General features: G+C 32.8%; 17 protein-coding genes and 1 pseudogene. 5 read left to right on the top strand and 13 right to left on the bottom strand.

Annotated features, from left to right (window positions below; genetic code table 11):
* Positions 1 to 4: 4 nt before the first annotated feature.
* The 10 genes from DWW91_RS11385 to DWW91_RS11345 form a co-directional block, all read right to left on the bottom strand.
* Positions 5 to 1,084 carry a hypothetical protein gene (locus DWW91_RS11385; RefSeq protein ID WP_147426545.1) on the bottom strand — a complete coding sequence of 360 codons (1,080 nt, stop codon included), beginning with the start codon at positions 1,082 to 1,084 and terminating at the stop codon, positions 5 to 7.
* Positions 1,085 to 1,241: 157 nt separating this feature from the next.
* A complete protein-coding gene (locus DWW91_RS11380) occupies positions 1,242 to 1,532 on the bottom strand; it encodes a hypothetical protein (protein ID WP_122327780.1) in 291 nt (96 codons plus the stop codon).
* A gap of 10 nt (positions 1,533 to 1,542) precedes the next feature.
* A complete protein-coding gene (locus DWW91_RS11375; protein WP_122327779.1) occupies positions 1,543 to 2,439 on the bottom strand; it encodes a hypothetical protein in 897 nt (298 codons plus the stop codon).
* Positions 2,440 to 2,593: 154 nt separating this feature from the next.
* Positions 2,594 to 2,809 carry a hypothetical protein gene (locus DWW91_RS11370; protein WP_122327778.1) on the bottom strand — a complete coding sequence of 72 codons (216 nt, stop codon included), beginning with the start codon at positions 2,807 to 2,809 and terminating at the stop codon, positions 2,594 to 2,596.
* Positions 2,810 to 3,057: 248 nt separating this feature from the next.
* A complete protein-coding gene (locus tag DWW91_RS11365; RefSeq protein ID WP_122327777.1) occupies positions 3,058 to 3,279 on the bottom strand; it encodes a hypothetical protein in 222 nt (73 codons plus the stop codon).
* 13 nt (positions 3,280 to 3,292) lie between these two features.
* Positions 3,293 to 3,517, bottom strand: coding sequence for a hypothetical protein (locus DWW91_RS11360; RefSeq protein ID WP_122327776.1), 225 nt, complete (start codon positions 3,515 to 3,517; stop codon positions 3,293 to 3,295).
* Positions 3,518 to 3,529: 12 nt separating this feature from the next.
* Complete coding sequence (locus DWW91_RS11355; protein ID WP_122327775.1) at positions 3,530 to 4,063, bottom strand: hypothetical protein; 534 nt, start codon at positions 4,061 to 4,063, stop codon at positions 3,530 to 3,532.
* 83 nt (positions 4,064 to 4,146) lie between these two features.
* Positions 4,147 to 4,287 carry a hypothetical protein gene (locus DWW91_RS27630; protein WP_158599439.1) on the bottom strand — a complete coding sequence of 47 codons (141 nt, stop codon included), beginning with the start codon at positions 4,285 to 4,287 and terminating at the stop codon, positions 4,147 to 4,149.
* Positions 4,284 to 4,508 carry a DUF6722 family protein gene (locus DWW91_RS11350; protein WP_147426544.1) on the bottom strand — a complete coding sequence of 75 codons (225 nt, stop codon included), beginning with the start codon at positions 4,506 to 4,508 and terminating at the stop codon, positions 4,284 to 4,286. Before DWW91_RS11350 ends, DWW91_RS27630 begins: the two co-directional genes overlap by 4 nt.
* Positions 4,509 to 4,557: 49 nt before the next feature.
* Positions 4,558 to 5,205 carry a hypothetical protein gene (locus DWW91_RS11345; protein WP_122327773.1) on the bottom strand — a complete coding sequence of 216 codons (648 nt, stop codon included), beginning with the start codon at positions 5,203 to 5,205 and terminating at the stop codon, positions 4,558 to 4,560.
* A 1,090-nt stretch (positions 5,206 to 6,295) separates the two neighbouring features.
* On the opposite strand from DWW91_RS11345, the gene DWW91_RS11340 reads away from it, so the two are divergent.
* Positions 6,296 to 6,631, top strand: coding sequence for a hypothetical protein (locus tag DWW91_RS11340; protein WP_122327772.1), 336 nt, complete (start codon positions 6,296 to 6,298; stop codon positions 6,629 to 6,631).
* 850 nt (positions 6,632 to 7,481) lie between these two features.
* On the opposite strand, the gene DWW91_RS11335 is transcribed toward DWW91_RS11340, so the two are convergent.
* Positions 7,482 to 8,213, bottom strand: coding sequence for a hypothetical protein (locus DWW91_RS11335; RefSeq protein WP_122327771.1), 732 nt, complete (start codon positions 8,211 to 8,213; stop codon positions 7,482 to 7,484).
* A gap of 98 nt (positions 8,214 to 8,311) precedes the next feature.
* On the opposite strand from DWW91_RS11335, the gene DWW91_RS11330 reads away from it, so the two are divergent.
* The 4 genes and pseudogenes from DWW91_RS11330 to DWW91_RS11315 form a co-directional block, all read left to right on the top strand.
* A complete protein-coding gene (locus tag DWW91_RS11330; RefSeq protein WP_122327770.1) occupies positions 8,312 to 9,178 on the top strand; it encodes a hypothetical protein in 867 nt (288 codons plus the stop codon).
* Positions 9,179 to 9,235: 57 nt separating this feature from the next.
* Positions 9,236 to 11,167, top strand: a complete 1,932-nt coding sequence (locus DWW91_RS11325; protein WP_122327769.1) for an SIR2 family protein — start codon at positions 9,236 to 9,238, stop codon at positions 11,165 to 11,167.
* Between the two features lie 77 nt (positions 11,168 to 11,244).
* A complete protein-coding gene (locus tag DWW91_RS11320) occupies positions 11,245 to 11,913 on the top strand; it encodes a uracil-DNA glycosylase family protein (RefSeq protein ID WP_158599438.1) in 669 nt (222 codons plus the stop codon).
* A gap of 93 nt (positions 11,914 to 12,006) precedes the next feature.
* Positions 12,007 to 12,315 (top strand): annotated as a pseudogene (locus DWW91_RS11315) (transposase); the annotation flags it as partial.
* 109 nt (positions 12,316 to 12,424) lie between these two features.
* On the opposite strand, the gene DWW91_RS11310 reads toward DWW91_RS11315, so the two are convergent.
* Both DWW91_RS11310 and DWW91_RS11305 read right to left on the bottom strand, forming a co-directional pair.
* Positions 12,425 to 14,698 (bottom strand): ATP-binding protein, encoded by a 2,274-nt coding sequence (locus tag DWW91_RS11310; protein ID WP_122327767.1) that lies wholly within the window; start codon positions 14,696 to 14,698, stop codon positions 12,425 to 12,427.
* Complete coding sequence (locus DWW91_RS11305; protein WP_122327766.1) at positions 14,670 to 15,350, bottom strand: ABC-three component system middle component 1; 681 nt, start codon at positions 15,348 to 15,350, stop codon at positions 14,670 to 14,672. Before DWW91_RS11305 ends, DWW91_RS11310 begins: the two co-directional genes overlap by 29 nt.
* Positions 15,351 to 15,352 lie beyond the last annotated feature (2 nt).

Raw genomic sequence — 15,352 nt, 5'->3', positions numbered from 1 at the left:
TTTTTTACATAAACCCTAACTTCATTGCTATCTCTTCCATTTCACTGTAAGCGATACGGTGACATCCAGCAGTAAGCATATCGCTTTGATAATTATTAAAAGCCCAATTGTGACCCGAAGAATCTCTTGCTAAATCATGTTGAAATTGAGCACCATCATGGAAAGACTTAATACGTTTCCAAAGCCTTTCAGCTTCAGATTGAGATAATTCAATCCCCTTACTTGTTTCAACTTTTCCATTTTTGATACGAAGCCAAACGTTAGGTTCATTTCTATCATATATCACCGGATTATTTAACTCCCTGATTTCACCAGCCTTCCACATCTGGATTCTTTCTTCCAATGTTTTCTTTCGGGCTTCATTTTCAACCCTTGCTTTTTCTATTCTTTTAGACTCCCGATCTTCTTGGGCAGCACGAAACTTTTGACATCTCTCGATATAGCTAATCCATGTCCCTTCCCCACATATTTCATCAACAATCACATTTACTGTACCCAGAATACCCAGTGATTGATGATTTAACATAATCTGGAAGATACGTTTCAGTTCACGAACATATTCCCGTTTCACTTTATCAGATTTCCATGCTAATTCGTGTTTTGTTCCAAGCCATTCATTTACGCTCTTTTTAAGCAACTGTTTTGGGGTTCCAAGATCAAAGAACCCAATGTAAGCCATCAAGCTTGTAAAAGGTTCCCATATAGCGTGATAGGAGATTTCAGTTCTGGCTTTCTTGTATCTCTCTGCTGAGTTTTTAATAGCTTCCAGTTGTTTTACTACATATAGCATTCCACCTTCAGAAAGCTCTTCCATGCCAAAAGTTAAACTCCCGGTTGGTATAGCTCCCCAAACTTTAGGCATGTGTTTAGAAGACGTTACCTTTGAACATCTACCATTATCAAGTAAATACCGACTTGTATTAACAAGATAAGCTTTCTCGCCACGATTATTTCGCACAATACGACCAGCCTCAAAATGACGACCATAAGAATATATACTTGTTCCTTCAAAATAGAAATTGCTACCAGTTGCGGAATCTTGCTTTTCATTTGCCCATAAGTGAGCTACCATCTTATTATTCATATCAGTTAAGTTTTAATATCAAATAGTGTTATTGAAGACATCAAGGAGTGAATAGCTGTCCATCTTTTATATAAAATTCACAACTACCCTCCAGATAAAAAGAAAGCCAGTAGAAAAAATATTCTACCAGCTTGATTAAATAATATGTAATAAATTATTACTTATTAGTCTTATTCCTTTCAGCCATCCTTTGTTGATACTTTTCTATACAATCCGTAACCATATCGCAAAAGATTTGACCTTCCTTATTTTCTCCGCGAAAGTATCCTATCATTTTCAAAATATTTCCATCAAATTCAAAGATGAATTTTTTATAGTAATGTTTACCCATAACATTTCCATACTTCTCACAAAATATATCAAGACTGAGAGATTCCCCTGTAAGTGAATTACGATTGTAATCCCACATTACGATGCTTAACAGAGTTTCAAAATTTAATTTTTCCATAATTATCTTCTTATTTTATTTCAAACTTGATACCTTCAGGAAGCTGTGAATAATCAATATTGGTGACAAAATTCACAAACTCTCCTTGTGTTATTTTATCGCCATAGTCCCTCCAGTTAAATACTACGGTATTTTTATGGGAATAAAAGATCATATTGTCTATAGGAAGTCCATGATCTAAAACATACAGATATATTTTCTTCTCGGTTTCTGCTTCTAAAATCTTTTCATCGAACCTCTTACAGATATTGGCTCTCTCTTTAGCGATAGCGGCTTGATGTGCCTCTTCCTTGCGCTTTTCGATATTTGACACAGAATAATAATCATTGCGAATACGATCTTCTATCAACAATTTTTCTTCTTCAGTCAATTTTAGGGTGAATCTTTCTTCCTCCGGTTTATATGGATTAACCCACTTCTTTCCAGATAGTTTTTCAAGTTCTTCTATAAGCACATCCGACTCTCTCTTCCAGCGATAAACTATACCTAAATTGAAAAGCTGATATTTAAAATACAGTTTATCATCAGATGCACTGGAAAGCTCTACATATTCTTCTTCTGAAATACGCAAATACTCCATAGTTACTTTCATCCCACTTTTCTTTGCGTGATATGTACCATTCGCTTCCGGATACATTGGAGCACCATAATGATTGGATAAGTGCAACGGAATAAATTTCGCTAACTCTGGACAATGTTTTATGATCTCTTTATGGCAGCATCCCCCCATATAGTCTATATATCTATCATATTTATTTTTACAATCAATATCTGCTGTTATACTCCAGTCGCACATATTATTATGGCAATCATCATCCAAAGAAACCTTTGTAATGATCCTATATTGTTCACCATCCTCTGTATAATAATTAGTTTTAAAGTAAGTCAATTTATTTACAGTTTCCATATTATTTTAGTTTAATCGTTATATTAATTTGTTCCCTAACATCAATCGAATGACACACGTTCCTCCAGAATATCTGTTCACGCTTAGAGATAAAAACCGCAACTATCTTCTCAGACAATTGCGGCCAACATAAATACCATGAAAAACACACATTTTATACTAATGCTATTATCTTTGACACCATATCTCCCTTAATAGACAATTCCTTCCAACCTTCACCAGGAAGAAGTTCTCCACATTGATATAAGTGATATGATTCTACTGTTCTACCGTAAGCATGAAGACATAATCCATCTTCGTTCATTGTACGGGCTATTACTTTAGCTTTTGCGCCATCTTTCCAGGCTAAATAATACTTGTTTAAATTCATTTTATATTATATTTATTGTTTTGTATTCAGAGTTTTACATATCCTTCAAGAAAGGTTACAACAATCCCAGGTAGATTACAGCTAAGTAATCTTTACATGCCCCTGACATACTCTGGTGATTGTTGTACTAAAAATTGGTAGGATATGTAGCGATCATCACGACCGTTTAGAAAAGTAGTTCACATCCGGAAAATCTGCCTCCGGATAACATATTTGTTATAAACGCTGGATCGTTTGTGCAAGAAGAGTCAAAAATCTTCTAACTCAACTTTATTGCATTCTGCTCTATGGGCATCATAATACTCTAAGATTTCAGAATCAGTGCAGCCATCTCCAAGTTTGAGATAGATGTGTTCATATACAATATCTGGTATATTTTGTAAGCGTTCCTGTTCAGTTATATGAAACTCCCAAGATCCTACCAGAATTATAAGGATCAGGATAATTACGAAGAATATCAAATTTTTCATATTATTCCCAATTTTACTCCATATAATCTTTCGGATCATGTACAACTCCGACTACTTTACCGTCCTGAACAAAGATCAAATACGGTGTTCCTTCAAATTCAGACTCATATACATTGAAGTTTGTATAATCGCTTGGGTTCTTTACTGTTTGCTCATCCTTCTGAAAGGATACATAGATTACAATATTTGAGATTGCGAGTATTCCGCAAAGAACGGAGAGTAATATTTTAGTTTTCATATTCAATTAGATTTAAGCCATACAACGATCTGTGAATTCATTAAATGTTACTGCAAACTTTTTGCGGACATCACTTTTCACCTCTTCAACAATACCTGGAAGAATTTTAGATGCTATTTCTTGTTTTACAGGCTCCAAGAGTTTTTCGCGTAGTTCTTGCCTTACCACTTCACACAAATCACCTTTCATCAATTGTTTAATACTACACATAATTGCAGGATTATTTAATGCTGCATCAACTATGTCCTGTCTTCTGAACATGCTGGAGAAGTTACACAGCAATCGTTCTTTCAACTCTGATTCTGTTTTGAACAGTTCATCCTCAGAGTATATTTGGCCTGTTGTAAGTTCATAGGCATATCTAGAGTTAACCTCATTGTTATTGTAGTACTCTGTATATGTTCGCTTTAACCTGGCGGAAATATCTCCGTATACAATTGAAACAATTTTTCTACGCTTTATCTCAAAACCTTCATATACATACACATAAACCCCTAAATTATACTTCGTTTTAATTGTATTTGTTTTTGTAATCTTAATTTCCATGACTATTTTAATTTAAATTTTAGACATAAAAAAGCACCTACGATTTCTCGCAGATGCTTTCAAACTATAAATATGGATTGGAATTATTTCCTAACTTCCTTACTTTGTTCTTTTTCGGGTTCATCTATCCCAAAGAACTTACGTCCCCATTTAGATTTTGCCCAATAATAGAAACTACCTCCCATAGCGGCGATCAATAATAATGCAAACAATGTACTATTCATTTCTTTGTTCCTTTCTTTCCTGTTTTCATAAATCCAAGTCCCCAGATCAAGAATAACGCAGCTACCATAATAGCTATCCAGATTAGATACAAAGCGTTACCACTATTCGAAAAGAAGGTGGAAATCAATACGCTTGTAACTATATACTTCGACAAATCTATAAAATACTTGCCGAGTTCTTTCATCATGTCTTTATCCATACAAATATACGTATTATTCATTTATAGACATAGTAAGGACGTACTTTTTAGGGCACGTCCATTATTTATATTAGTTCAGGATAATTGCTTCAGCTTCTTCAATCAATACAGCTTCAGGAAGTGCTGGAATTATTGCTTTCGGTTCCTCTTTTTCGTATCTATACTGACGGATCAGCTTATCGGCACCAAGTAGAGTAAACATAGCTTTTGCCTGGCGGAACCCACAATCGCGAATTTCTTTAGGTTTGCTTGCTTCTTTTATATCCTTTGACTTTGGTGCAAACCGGATATTATCGGCACAATCTCCATATAGATCACTGGAAAAGACATTGATGCCTTCGTTGTTATACATTGCGACAACACCTTTGACCGGCATAAGAGATGGCATAGATCCACCAAGTTCTTTGATGTTCTGTTTAACTTTAGCTAATGAAGCTGCAAGAATGAACATACTTTTCCAGGCTTTCCAAATACCGGCAGCGGGATCGTTCCCGGATTCTACTTTGATATCCTGGATGACATACGCTTTGGTTGACGTATAGATAACTATTTTGCCTCCAAAGTATTCTTTCTTTTGTGCCATACCCCAATTTGCATAATCCTCCAGATCATACTTTTTAAAGATACGCGAACGTTCTTCGGTCATACCGTAAAGAATATTGTACACTTGTTCTACTGTAAAATCTACACCCTGATTGTTTGTTTCGTTAGTTGTCATAATTCTATCCTCCAAATTTTAAGTTTATGTTATTTGCGAACTACATTTGTATCGAACAAATTTTTATCGTATATTTGCACCCGACTAAAGAAGCAAAAGTTACGATAAAACATACCCAAATAACAGAATGACAATTCTGTTATTTTGTAACGGTAGTTCATCCGAGAAGACACTAATCAAGCCTATACAGTTCACCCTTTATAGACTTTTTCGTGTGAAAATTTGAGAAAGACTCCCAATTATTAGAGGTCACGTTCTTTAGGCGTAACTTAATAACCCACCAGTCATAGAATACTCGATCATTCATTCTAAGACATTCCTTTCCCGTACAAACCAGCTTCACCTGGAACCATGCGTACACACCGATACTACATGCAACCTCTTTGTATATTCATTTTGCTACATTCTTATACTTTAACCGAAAACATTCCAGTTACTTATATAGTATACTTGCATTTTTTACAGACTATTCGGGTTTTATTTCGTCTGATATGTTTCGTTTATGTTTGAGTTGTTTTATAAAGAAGAAACGGAAACCGTTCCAATTATAAAGTACTTTCAAACATTCTATTCCATACATATACAATTCTGTTAGTTATTTGTACTTTCTAACTTTCAACATTTCAAAGAACTTTATCCTAGCCTGTCACACTAGGAACGGTCTAGCCGTTGTTTTCTTTCTTAATACATCATCATCTAGCAATACCGAAAGGATTAAATCCTTAAATCTCGCTTTCAACATTACAATACATTTTGTACTTTATTGCCTCTATCCTATTTCAGTTCTTTAGGTAGTTCTTTAATCTTTTGCCTTATGGTATTATATAGCGTATAAGAACGATACATTTGCAGTCAAATACAACTAGCTAAAAGATTATACCTGTTTGACCTTTGTAGGAATCAGTTTTTATCAGTACTTTTGTGTTTGTCCTTACTCACTTGTAAGGTAGTTTGTCAGTTTGAGATGTTGTTGTTATCTCTTGTTGACAATGCAAAGTAACATAGTTTTTATGGAACACACACTATATTTGTGGTTAACAAACACTAATATGGTGTTTACAATTATTAATTAAATTTTATATCCCTGTATATGAATAAGTTACAAGACATAAAAGATAAGTATCAATTAAATACTACCGATATAGCGTATATATTAGGAAAAAAAAGTCCCGCTAATGTTTATCTTTATTATGACAAGGATATAACAGAATTAACTATTAATCAACTTATTCGCTTACATGAAAAAACCAAAGTTGATTATAACACATTATTAGGCAATACTATTTTCACCCCTGACAATATTTGCAACAAAAAAGGCGAAACAATTGAATATAAATACTTAGCATCTATATTGGATAATCCGAATGAATATAATAGGCTATTTGATAAACTAAAGGAAGACCTAAAAAAAGAACTAACTAAATAACTACTATTATGGGGTTTGATTGGTGCTGGTGGCAATGGATACTCTTTTTTGTAGGTGCCTTTGCTATGCTATTATATTTAAACGCTAATAAGGATAATGAACAATAATATAATAACATACGCGTACATTATATAAGCACAAAGAAAGTAACTGGAATGAGACAAACAGACTGATAACAACTAAACAATAGTGCTTACCAGGAAGCACAATAGTTACTAATAGTAAGTATGCAAGACAAGAAGCGAATCATGCCATGACAAAACAACATGACAATATGTCACAAAACAAGTGTTTTATATATTTAGTGTCAGTTATACACAATATAAGCAAAAAGCCTACTTACAAGCATGTTCACTTATTATAAAAGTGAACGTTTGGTCATAACATATTAGTGCACAGCCATATACCATAATAGACAAATCAATAAACAAACATTAATTTAATAGTAAGTGATTAAAAATAACAGGGTGTACCCTCTTTGCGCAGCGGATTCCATACATGTTGCCGACCTTTAATTTCAAGTCCCGTTTTTAAGGCTTCTCTCCCACTCAAAACTGGTGAATTATACCCAGGGTAGGGCCAAAATAAACCTCTCACCAAACCATTCCTGAAGATAATTTCAAATATAACGTAGTATTGCTCATCATTTATTAAAACGATCCTTATAAATAGTTCACAACAAATTATCCTTCAACGAAATCGCCTTTATATTAACCTATATAAATTATCATCTCCAGAATACAAAACTTTTATATATAACTCTTCAAAATTTTCCGGGAGCCAGATTTCAAGTCTCGTTTTTAATAAACAGCAACTTAAACATAGAGGTTTGTGCCTTTTTATGCTTTTTTTAATAAAAACTACTCTTACTTAGTTTTTCATAAACTTCATTTTTATAAGCTTTTACAATTGCATATACAAGATTGTGATAAATCATTGGGCAAATAATAATATCAATATCTTGTACACGAATTGGTAGTTCATAATTAAAACTCCAATTCACCCCTAGTCTATACTTAAAAATATTAAGATTGCCTGATTCTTTCCAATTAGGACGATCTCGAAGAAATTCTCTACTTGATTTTATTATCATAGTATCGAAATCATCTCCATTACATTCTTTTCCACAATCAGACATAACTACAAATTTGTATTCATCATCAGGTAAAGAAAAACCTAAATCATTATATATAATACCTTTTAAGTTCTTAATATGTATATCATCGTAATCTTTAGTATTAATGCTAAAATAATAATTTTCATCATCAAGTTTAGTCCATTGCTCTTTATATTCCAAATCAGTTTTAAGACTTCTCATTGAGGCTCCAATTATCTCAGATAAATTGTTTTCCTTTTTAAGGAGACCAATAACTGCGATCAAATTCCTCAGTCGTTGTTCTATATAACTATACTGTTGATTACAAGATCTACAAGCACATACCTGAATTCGAGTTCGCTTATCTTCTTCTGTAAAACCTTTATATAAAGCATCCATAGGTATATGTTCCCATGTCCTATCTTTATCCGGGATTAACTTACCACAATTATAACACCTTGCTTGTGGTGGAAATTTCTTACTCATAGCATAATTTTTTATCCCTTAAATATACTGCATATTTTTTAGAAATCTATTTTTCGTATTAAAAAAGTAACTACCTTCGCATATCATCGACATATAAAATGAATAACATAGACCTCAAAAAGAATTACTACTACAAGATCAAGCTGGCCGACAACTCTCCAGCCTTCTTCGGAATGTTCTACTCCAATGAGCCGAACACCGGTAATCTTATGTTCATCTATAATGTATCAACAGATCATCCAGGACAACTAACAAAAGACGCAATTACAATTGCGCCAAGCAGTTCAATTGAATATATTTCTCATGAAGACTGGATACATGTTATGCTTACGTTGATCTCAAACGGTTATTACTTTGAAGAGAGTATAGGAATCAACCTTATACATAAACCTCTTCCAGGTGAAATCACTTACTTCTACAACATTGTCTCCGGAGAGTCTGGGTATGGAGCCTATCAACCGAGTCCTGATGATAAAGTTTACATGTATACCTATTATAGTCATAATGGTGTATTCTATAAGGACCTTTCTTATGAAGTTGGTGACAAATCCAACACCTATCTCAAGAAAGCCTCCAGAGACAAACGAGAATATTACAATGTAATCCTATTTCCATATGGTAAACAGTGGTCTTATGCAAAGCGAAGGGTATTGCCTTTAAATATTTACAGAGCCAAGAAGAATGAGATCTATTACTATATCAATGATAGATTTACTATTAGTTACCGGGAAGAACAAATGACTGGTGTGGATAATAACCGGTTCAATGCCGGAAATTATTTCCTAACAGAAGTAGAAGCTCAAGAAGTTCTCCAGCAATTCAACAAAATATTAATGAAACGACAAGCAAATGAAAACATAGAACAAGATAAAACAGAAGTTCCAAATATATCTCTCCTCCTATCTACAGATGAAAAGGGTAAAATAGTAAAGCGAAAAAGAGGTAGACCGAGAAAGGACGAATAGTTTCAATTTCTCAAATCAAGAAGAACATTACATATTTTATTAATAATCTATATATCCATGTTTAGTCGTCTATTTGAACTCATAAGAAAAGAAGATATTGTTTTATTCATCGGTGCTGGTTTTTCATTAAAGGCTGGATACCCAGGAGGAAATCGCTTAGCTGAAATTATATATAATGACTTAACCAATACAGAGAAAACACATATTAACCCTAATATAGGATTAATGGATTTGGCAGAAGAGTATATACAAATAAGACACGGTAGTCGAAATTCATTAATACAAATTCTAAAAAATGAGTTTAATAAAAATCCCCTTGATTTAACTAGTCATAATCTAATAGCTTCTATCCCTCATTTTCATGATATTATAACAACAAATTACGATACCTTATTCGAACAAGTTTATAAATCGGATTGTAATGTTATTGTTTCTGATGCCAATTGTCCATATATTGACGAACAAAAAGTCAACATATTCAAAATACATGGCAATATAACACAACCAGACAGTATAATAATATCAAAATCAGATTATACTCGATATTTCGATACAATTAGAAATCCGGTAATGTGGAATTATGTTAGGAGTTTATTCGCTACTAAATCTGTTTTATTTATAGGATATGGTTATGAAGATGGAAATATAGAATCAATTTTCACAAAACTTCTTGAATCTATTGGAGATAATAGAAAAGAAATATTTCTAATTGCTCCTAATATTCCATCTCACAAAGTAGAAAGATTACATAGATACAGAATTAACTATTTTGATTCAACAGGAGAGATTTTTCTTGATGCACTTATAAACAATATCAAACAGAATATAGTTAAAGATTTTAAAGAAAAAAGAGTCACAACAGAAACATATAGTAAATTCTGTCGAAATAATGGCTTAGAAGTTTCCATACTCCCCAAAGAAGATAAAAATATAATTCTTAGTATCAATCCAATTTCTGAATATCCAGCAAAAAGTCAGATTTCGTTTACTGTTCCTAATGAACTAAAAGATAAAATATTCAATCCTAAGTATAAACAATACAATAAAGAGTTGAAAGAAATAAATGGTATCAAGTTCTCAGAAATGCCATCATTAAAATTAGAGAAGAATGAACTTATTGATTATTTTTTTTCAGCTAATGACATTACCTTCAGCACCAAAGATGAAATTTCAGCACTATATATTGTAGATTACCCTCAAAAAAAAGGATATATATCTATACACACTCAAAATGCACAATATTACTCTAATATGAAATATGAGATATATAAGGTAGATAATGAAACACTTAACATGAAAATAAGAACACCATTATATACATATGAAATAATAATAAACATAGATAGAATTAATAATAAATATAATTTTACAGGGAATCCCCAATTTACAGATTACTATTCAAATAAATATGAAGCTATATACTGGATGAATCTATTAGTATATTTATGCACAGGTAATAATATTGAAGTAATTATAGATGATAAAACAATTATGATTAGTCCAAATGTTAATAAACAAGGAGAATTGCTATATCGAAAAGGTATTGAATATTACGAAATAATTGATCAGATAGAGAAAATCATCCATAGAAAATTCAAAAAACATAAAAACATTAATAATGAGCGTTATGATAAAGCCCAAAAAGTATTACATTTTTTAAACCAAAAAGCAATAATAATTCCTCCTATTGAATGTAAAGATCTTACATTTGAAGTCGAGCCTAACTCCTCTATTATAAAGGATTATCAAAATGATAATAATAATAAATATGCTATGGCTTTCTCACGAGATATCCCTTCAATTAAACTCAATGATGAAATATTTAAAATCGGATTCGAAAATGTTTTATATAAATCCTGCATCGTATCCTCATGCAAATTATTAAGTAATGGAAATTATTCTATTACAGTGCATAATGAAGAAGATGCGCAAATTTTATATTCTACTGAATCAATAAGACAAGAAAACCAAACATTGTATTTAAAATGACAAACAAATTACTTAAAACATTATACACCTCAAAGTTTCAACAAGGCAACCCATGCATTCTTCAACTACTCAGAGAAATGAGAAGAGGAGAAAATCCACCTGCATACCCTCTCCTATTAAAAGTCAATGAAGAAATACATTATAAAGCTGATTTAAAAATAATGATTATGGGACAAGAGACCGATAGTTGGGAACGTCAACAGAAAAGACCTTTTACTCCCATAGATCAATCTTCAAAAATTGTAGCAAGCACAGTTGATGATTTTATGGATACTTATCGAACATTCCTTAATGAATGGGGAAAAAATTCTCCATTCTGGCATTACATAAAAAATATTAACAATAGTCTAAATCGTCTATTACCAGGTAAAACAATTGAAATTATCTGGAATAACATTTATAAAATAGGCAACAAAGAAAAAGGTAAAAATCGCCCAACAAATATTATTCGTAGTTTTGAGAATGAACATTTTAACATCATAGAAGAAGAAGTCAACATATTAAAACCTGACATTATAATATTCTTTACTGGTCCTAATTATGAGAAAAGAGTTGAAAAGATATTTTCAATCACATCATCTACGCCTCTAATCTCTTCAATTAATGAAAGAGAATTAGCCAAGTTTCAACTATCAAACGGAATTACAGCCTATAGAACATATCATCCTAATTATTTACAACAAAACAGTAAAGTAGAATATCGTGATTATATTTGCAAAGATATCATACAATCTATCACATCATAGATTCCAACTTAATCTTTAGTTTCTTCAGCCTATCAATATCTGATCTAAATGTAGGGTTGTCATAATTTCTTTTTATCGATCTAAGATGCGTATCTTTGGCCACGCATGAGAAATTATCTCAAAGACGGCAGGCTCAAAACTGATAATAATCTGGCTGAAAATGCAACCCGGCCAATAGCTTTATTGAGAAAAAACTTCTTGTTTTGTGGGAATTATGAGGCGGCAGAAAACACAGCTGTTATATGTTCATTACTGGCATCATGCAAAACATCCCAAGTTAATCCCAGAGAATGGCTTACCGATATAATTGCCTGGTTGCCATATTACACAAGGGATAAGGGAAAAGACCTAAAAGAGTTGCTACCCAATTACTGGAAACTGAGAAAATCCAAAGAAATCTAACAATACTCTAATAAAAAGCATATTATAAACATAGAATCGCTATAAACTTATTAGATTTATATAGCGATTCTATGATTTATACGGGGACTTTATCGGGTTACTTTATTTACTAATCTTTTTTATTATTCGCCACCCTTAGTTCTTGCATATCATAATACTTTGTGCTGATACCTGCCTTACTGAGTTTATATCTTAACAAAGCTCCATAATGTTCTTCATGCGTTGATAACAATAAAGAATGGTCTCTGAATTCATGTCGTAATGTTTCCATCAATCCCCATAAATTCATATCATCCATTGTTTGTACTGGATCATCGATTGCAATGAATGATGCATTAGCGTACAGTTTATGTAGAGAAAGAGTAAAGGCCATTATTAACGCAGAAAGCTGCCCACTGCTAAGTGTATAGAGCGCATCAACCTCTCCGTCATAATCACCAGCGCGGAATATTATCATATTGTCTTTACCGATTCGTTTAAGGAACATACCTCTCCCGAAATGACATTCCTGCATTATTCTTCCGCTATAAATGTAGAAGAGAATCTCGATATTGGATATTATATGCTTCAGATATTCTGTCTTCTGCTTTTCTATTTCTTTCTTTAAAGCATCTATCTTTCTTATACGAATTTCACACTCAACAAGTTGGGCTGAAATGTGATTTCTCACCTTTTCAATTCTGATCAGTCTTTCAGATGACTGTTGACGCCATTTATCAGACAGAAAAACGATTTTATTTTCTATGTTTTCCCGCGTAAATACTTCCTGATTTATTTTTTGCAATTCCGTGCTAAAGAAAGAATCCATAAGTTTGTAATTAACTTCAGGATTTAAGTTTGAGATATTATTCTTCAGAATTACTAGAACCTTTTCCTTGGTCTCAATCAATGAATTTCCTCCGTTAAAAAATATATTATCTTTCACCTCAGTTGTTTTAATAAACTCATACAATGCATTGTCTGTGAGACATTGGAATACTTCCTGATTGAAATTCTTATTCTTTAAATCCTCTTGCAGTGGGAATATAACCTGTTCATTATATAGCTCCTTAAGAATTTGGTATTGACGGTTCAATCGCCCAGCCATATCGCCTACTTCTACCCTCAGCTTTTCACCGTGTATTTTTATACTTTTGAGGAGATATGCCAGATTGTCGTACTCATTACCGCATAAAGGACATGCTGACATTGTGGAGAATTCTCCACTATTCAGAGTCCTCTCTATAGCCTGTCTTTGACTTAAGAGTTCGGAAAATGCTTTTTCAATGGTTTGGCTACTTTCGAATAGGCTAATTAGATCATCTCTCATATTATACAACCTATTCTTGCTATCCTCATCTATTCTATCTTTAAGTATATCGAAATCAAGCGTGAATGAGCTTAGTTCCTTAAGAGTCAGTTCTTTTAACTGACCGATCAACTTATCTGTCAGCAGTTTATATAGTTTTAACTCGTTTTGAAAAGGACTGTAATATATGAACCGACTTAATGCGTTTAGTTCCTTTTCTTCCAAATATGGAGCCAGCCTATTATTTCTTTTATACCTTTTATACTCGTCAAAGTGATTACAGCAATAAAGCATCTTAGATAGATAGCCTTCTTCTCCAAGATAGTAAGATATGTCATTTAATGTTAATACGGGATTTTCATTATCCCAATTCTCATCTGAATTCAAAAGTCGGATATATCCCGCACCCCCTCCTTTATTTCCTCGAATGGATTCTTTTAACTGGTCTATCTCATTCGTTAGTTCGCCTTTTTCATTTGTTAAATTTTGCCGGCATTTCTTTAATAGTGTCGCACATTTCTTTACTTTCTGAATATCCCGATCAAATTTTTGGATATTAAACAATTTGCTCAATTGTGAGTTGCGTTCACAAAAATTGTTTTTTATGTATGCTGCAGCTTCTTCCTGATCGAGATAATGTAAGAAATCGAAATAATCAATCAAGGACTGAGGGAGTAAACTTGTTTCTTCCACAACAGCATATTCTCCTTCTTCCTCTTTTTTTGTATATAACTTGCTAAAAGCATCAAATGAAATCGGGTTGGTAATCTGTTGAGCCTTAGCTTCTCTCTTGAACCAAATTAGTTGGTTCCGGTATTCGAACTGTACCTCTACTATTACAGTCGGTATTTGGGGATCATACACAAGGGGTTTCTTTTCTTGATCAAAACTAAATTTTTTATTGATAAATTCATTATAAGAGTCTAATCGTGCTATTTTCCCCGTAAGAACCAATTCAATGGCATCGAATATGGTGGTTTTTCCAAATCCGTTTTTTCCACCTAGCACAATCATCTGCTGGGGGAAATCTATTTCAAGACTAGCAAAACCTTTGAAATTAGTTGTCTTAATCTTTCTCAGCAATATCTTTTCCATTTTCTTCAACTTTTGCAATTATGTCCTTTTTAATTTCCTCCAGATTATCTTCTTCATTTTCATGATTCATATTCAAATCCATAACCCAGTCATAGATATCTTTTAGTTGCTCAGACGGAATAAACTCATTGGAGTCTAGATTGGCAACATTTTTATCCATAGATAGTCTTAGGAATGGAAGTTTATGGGCAAAGGAATAAGCAAGATGATATTTACCTACTCTGGTGGATAATTTTTCTTCCTTGAGAGCATTGAAAATACCCATATCAAGAATGAAGTCAATCAGATTTCTCCCATCCAGAGTCTCATTCATTAGACGCAGATCCTCATCAGTATATACAATCACATACTTCTTGAAATAAAAAGGATCGTTCTCTTGTTTCATAATCCATTCCGTCAATTCTGGAGTTAGGTTATCAACTTGTTTGACCAATAAAAGCGACAGATTCTTTTCAACTTCTTTTCTCCTGTCAAATACTTGGAGACTCATATTAAAAATATCCTCGGCTCTCTCATCATTAAAAGTTTTCCCTTCTGCAACAATCCAGAAATCAGAATAATCTTTACTACTCCAGAACCAGAGCCCGTTCTCTTCAGAGACCTTTTTTTGATAACCACAGTCCTCAAAAAGTATTCTTAATATATCAATCATGA

Source organism: Parabacteroides sp. AF17-3 (genome assembly GCF_003635445.1).
GTDB classification, from domain to species: Bacteria; Bacteroidota; Bacteroidia; order Bacteroidales; family Tannerellaceae; genus Parabacteroides; species Parabacteroides goldsteinii.
This window is presented reverse-complemented; position numbering and strand designations above follow the sequence as displayed.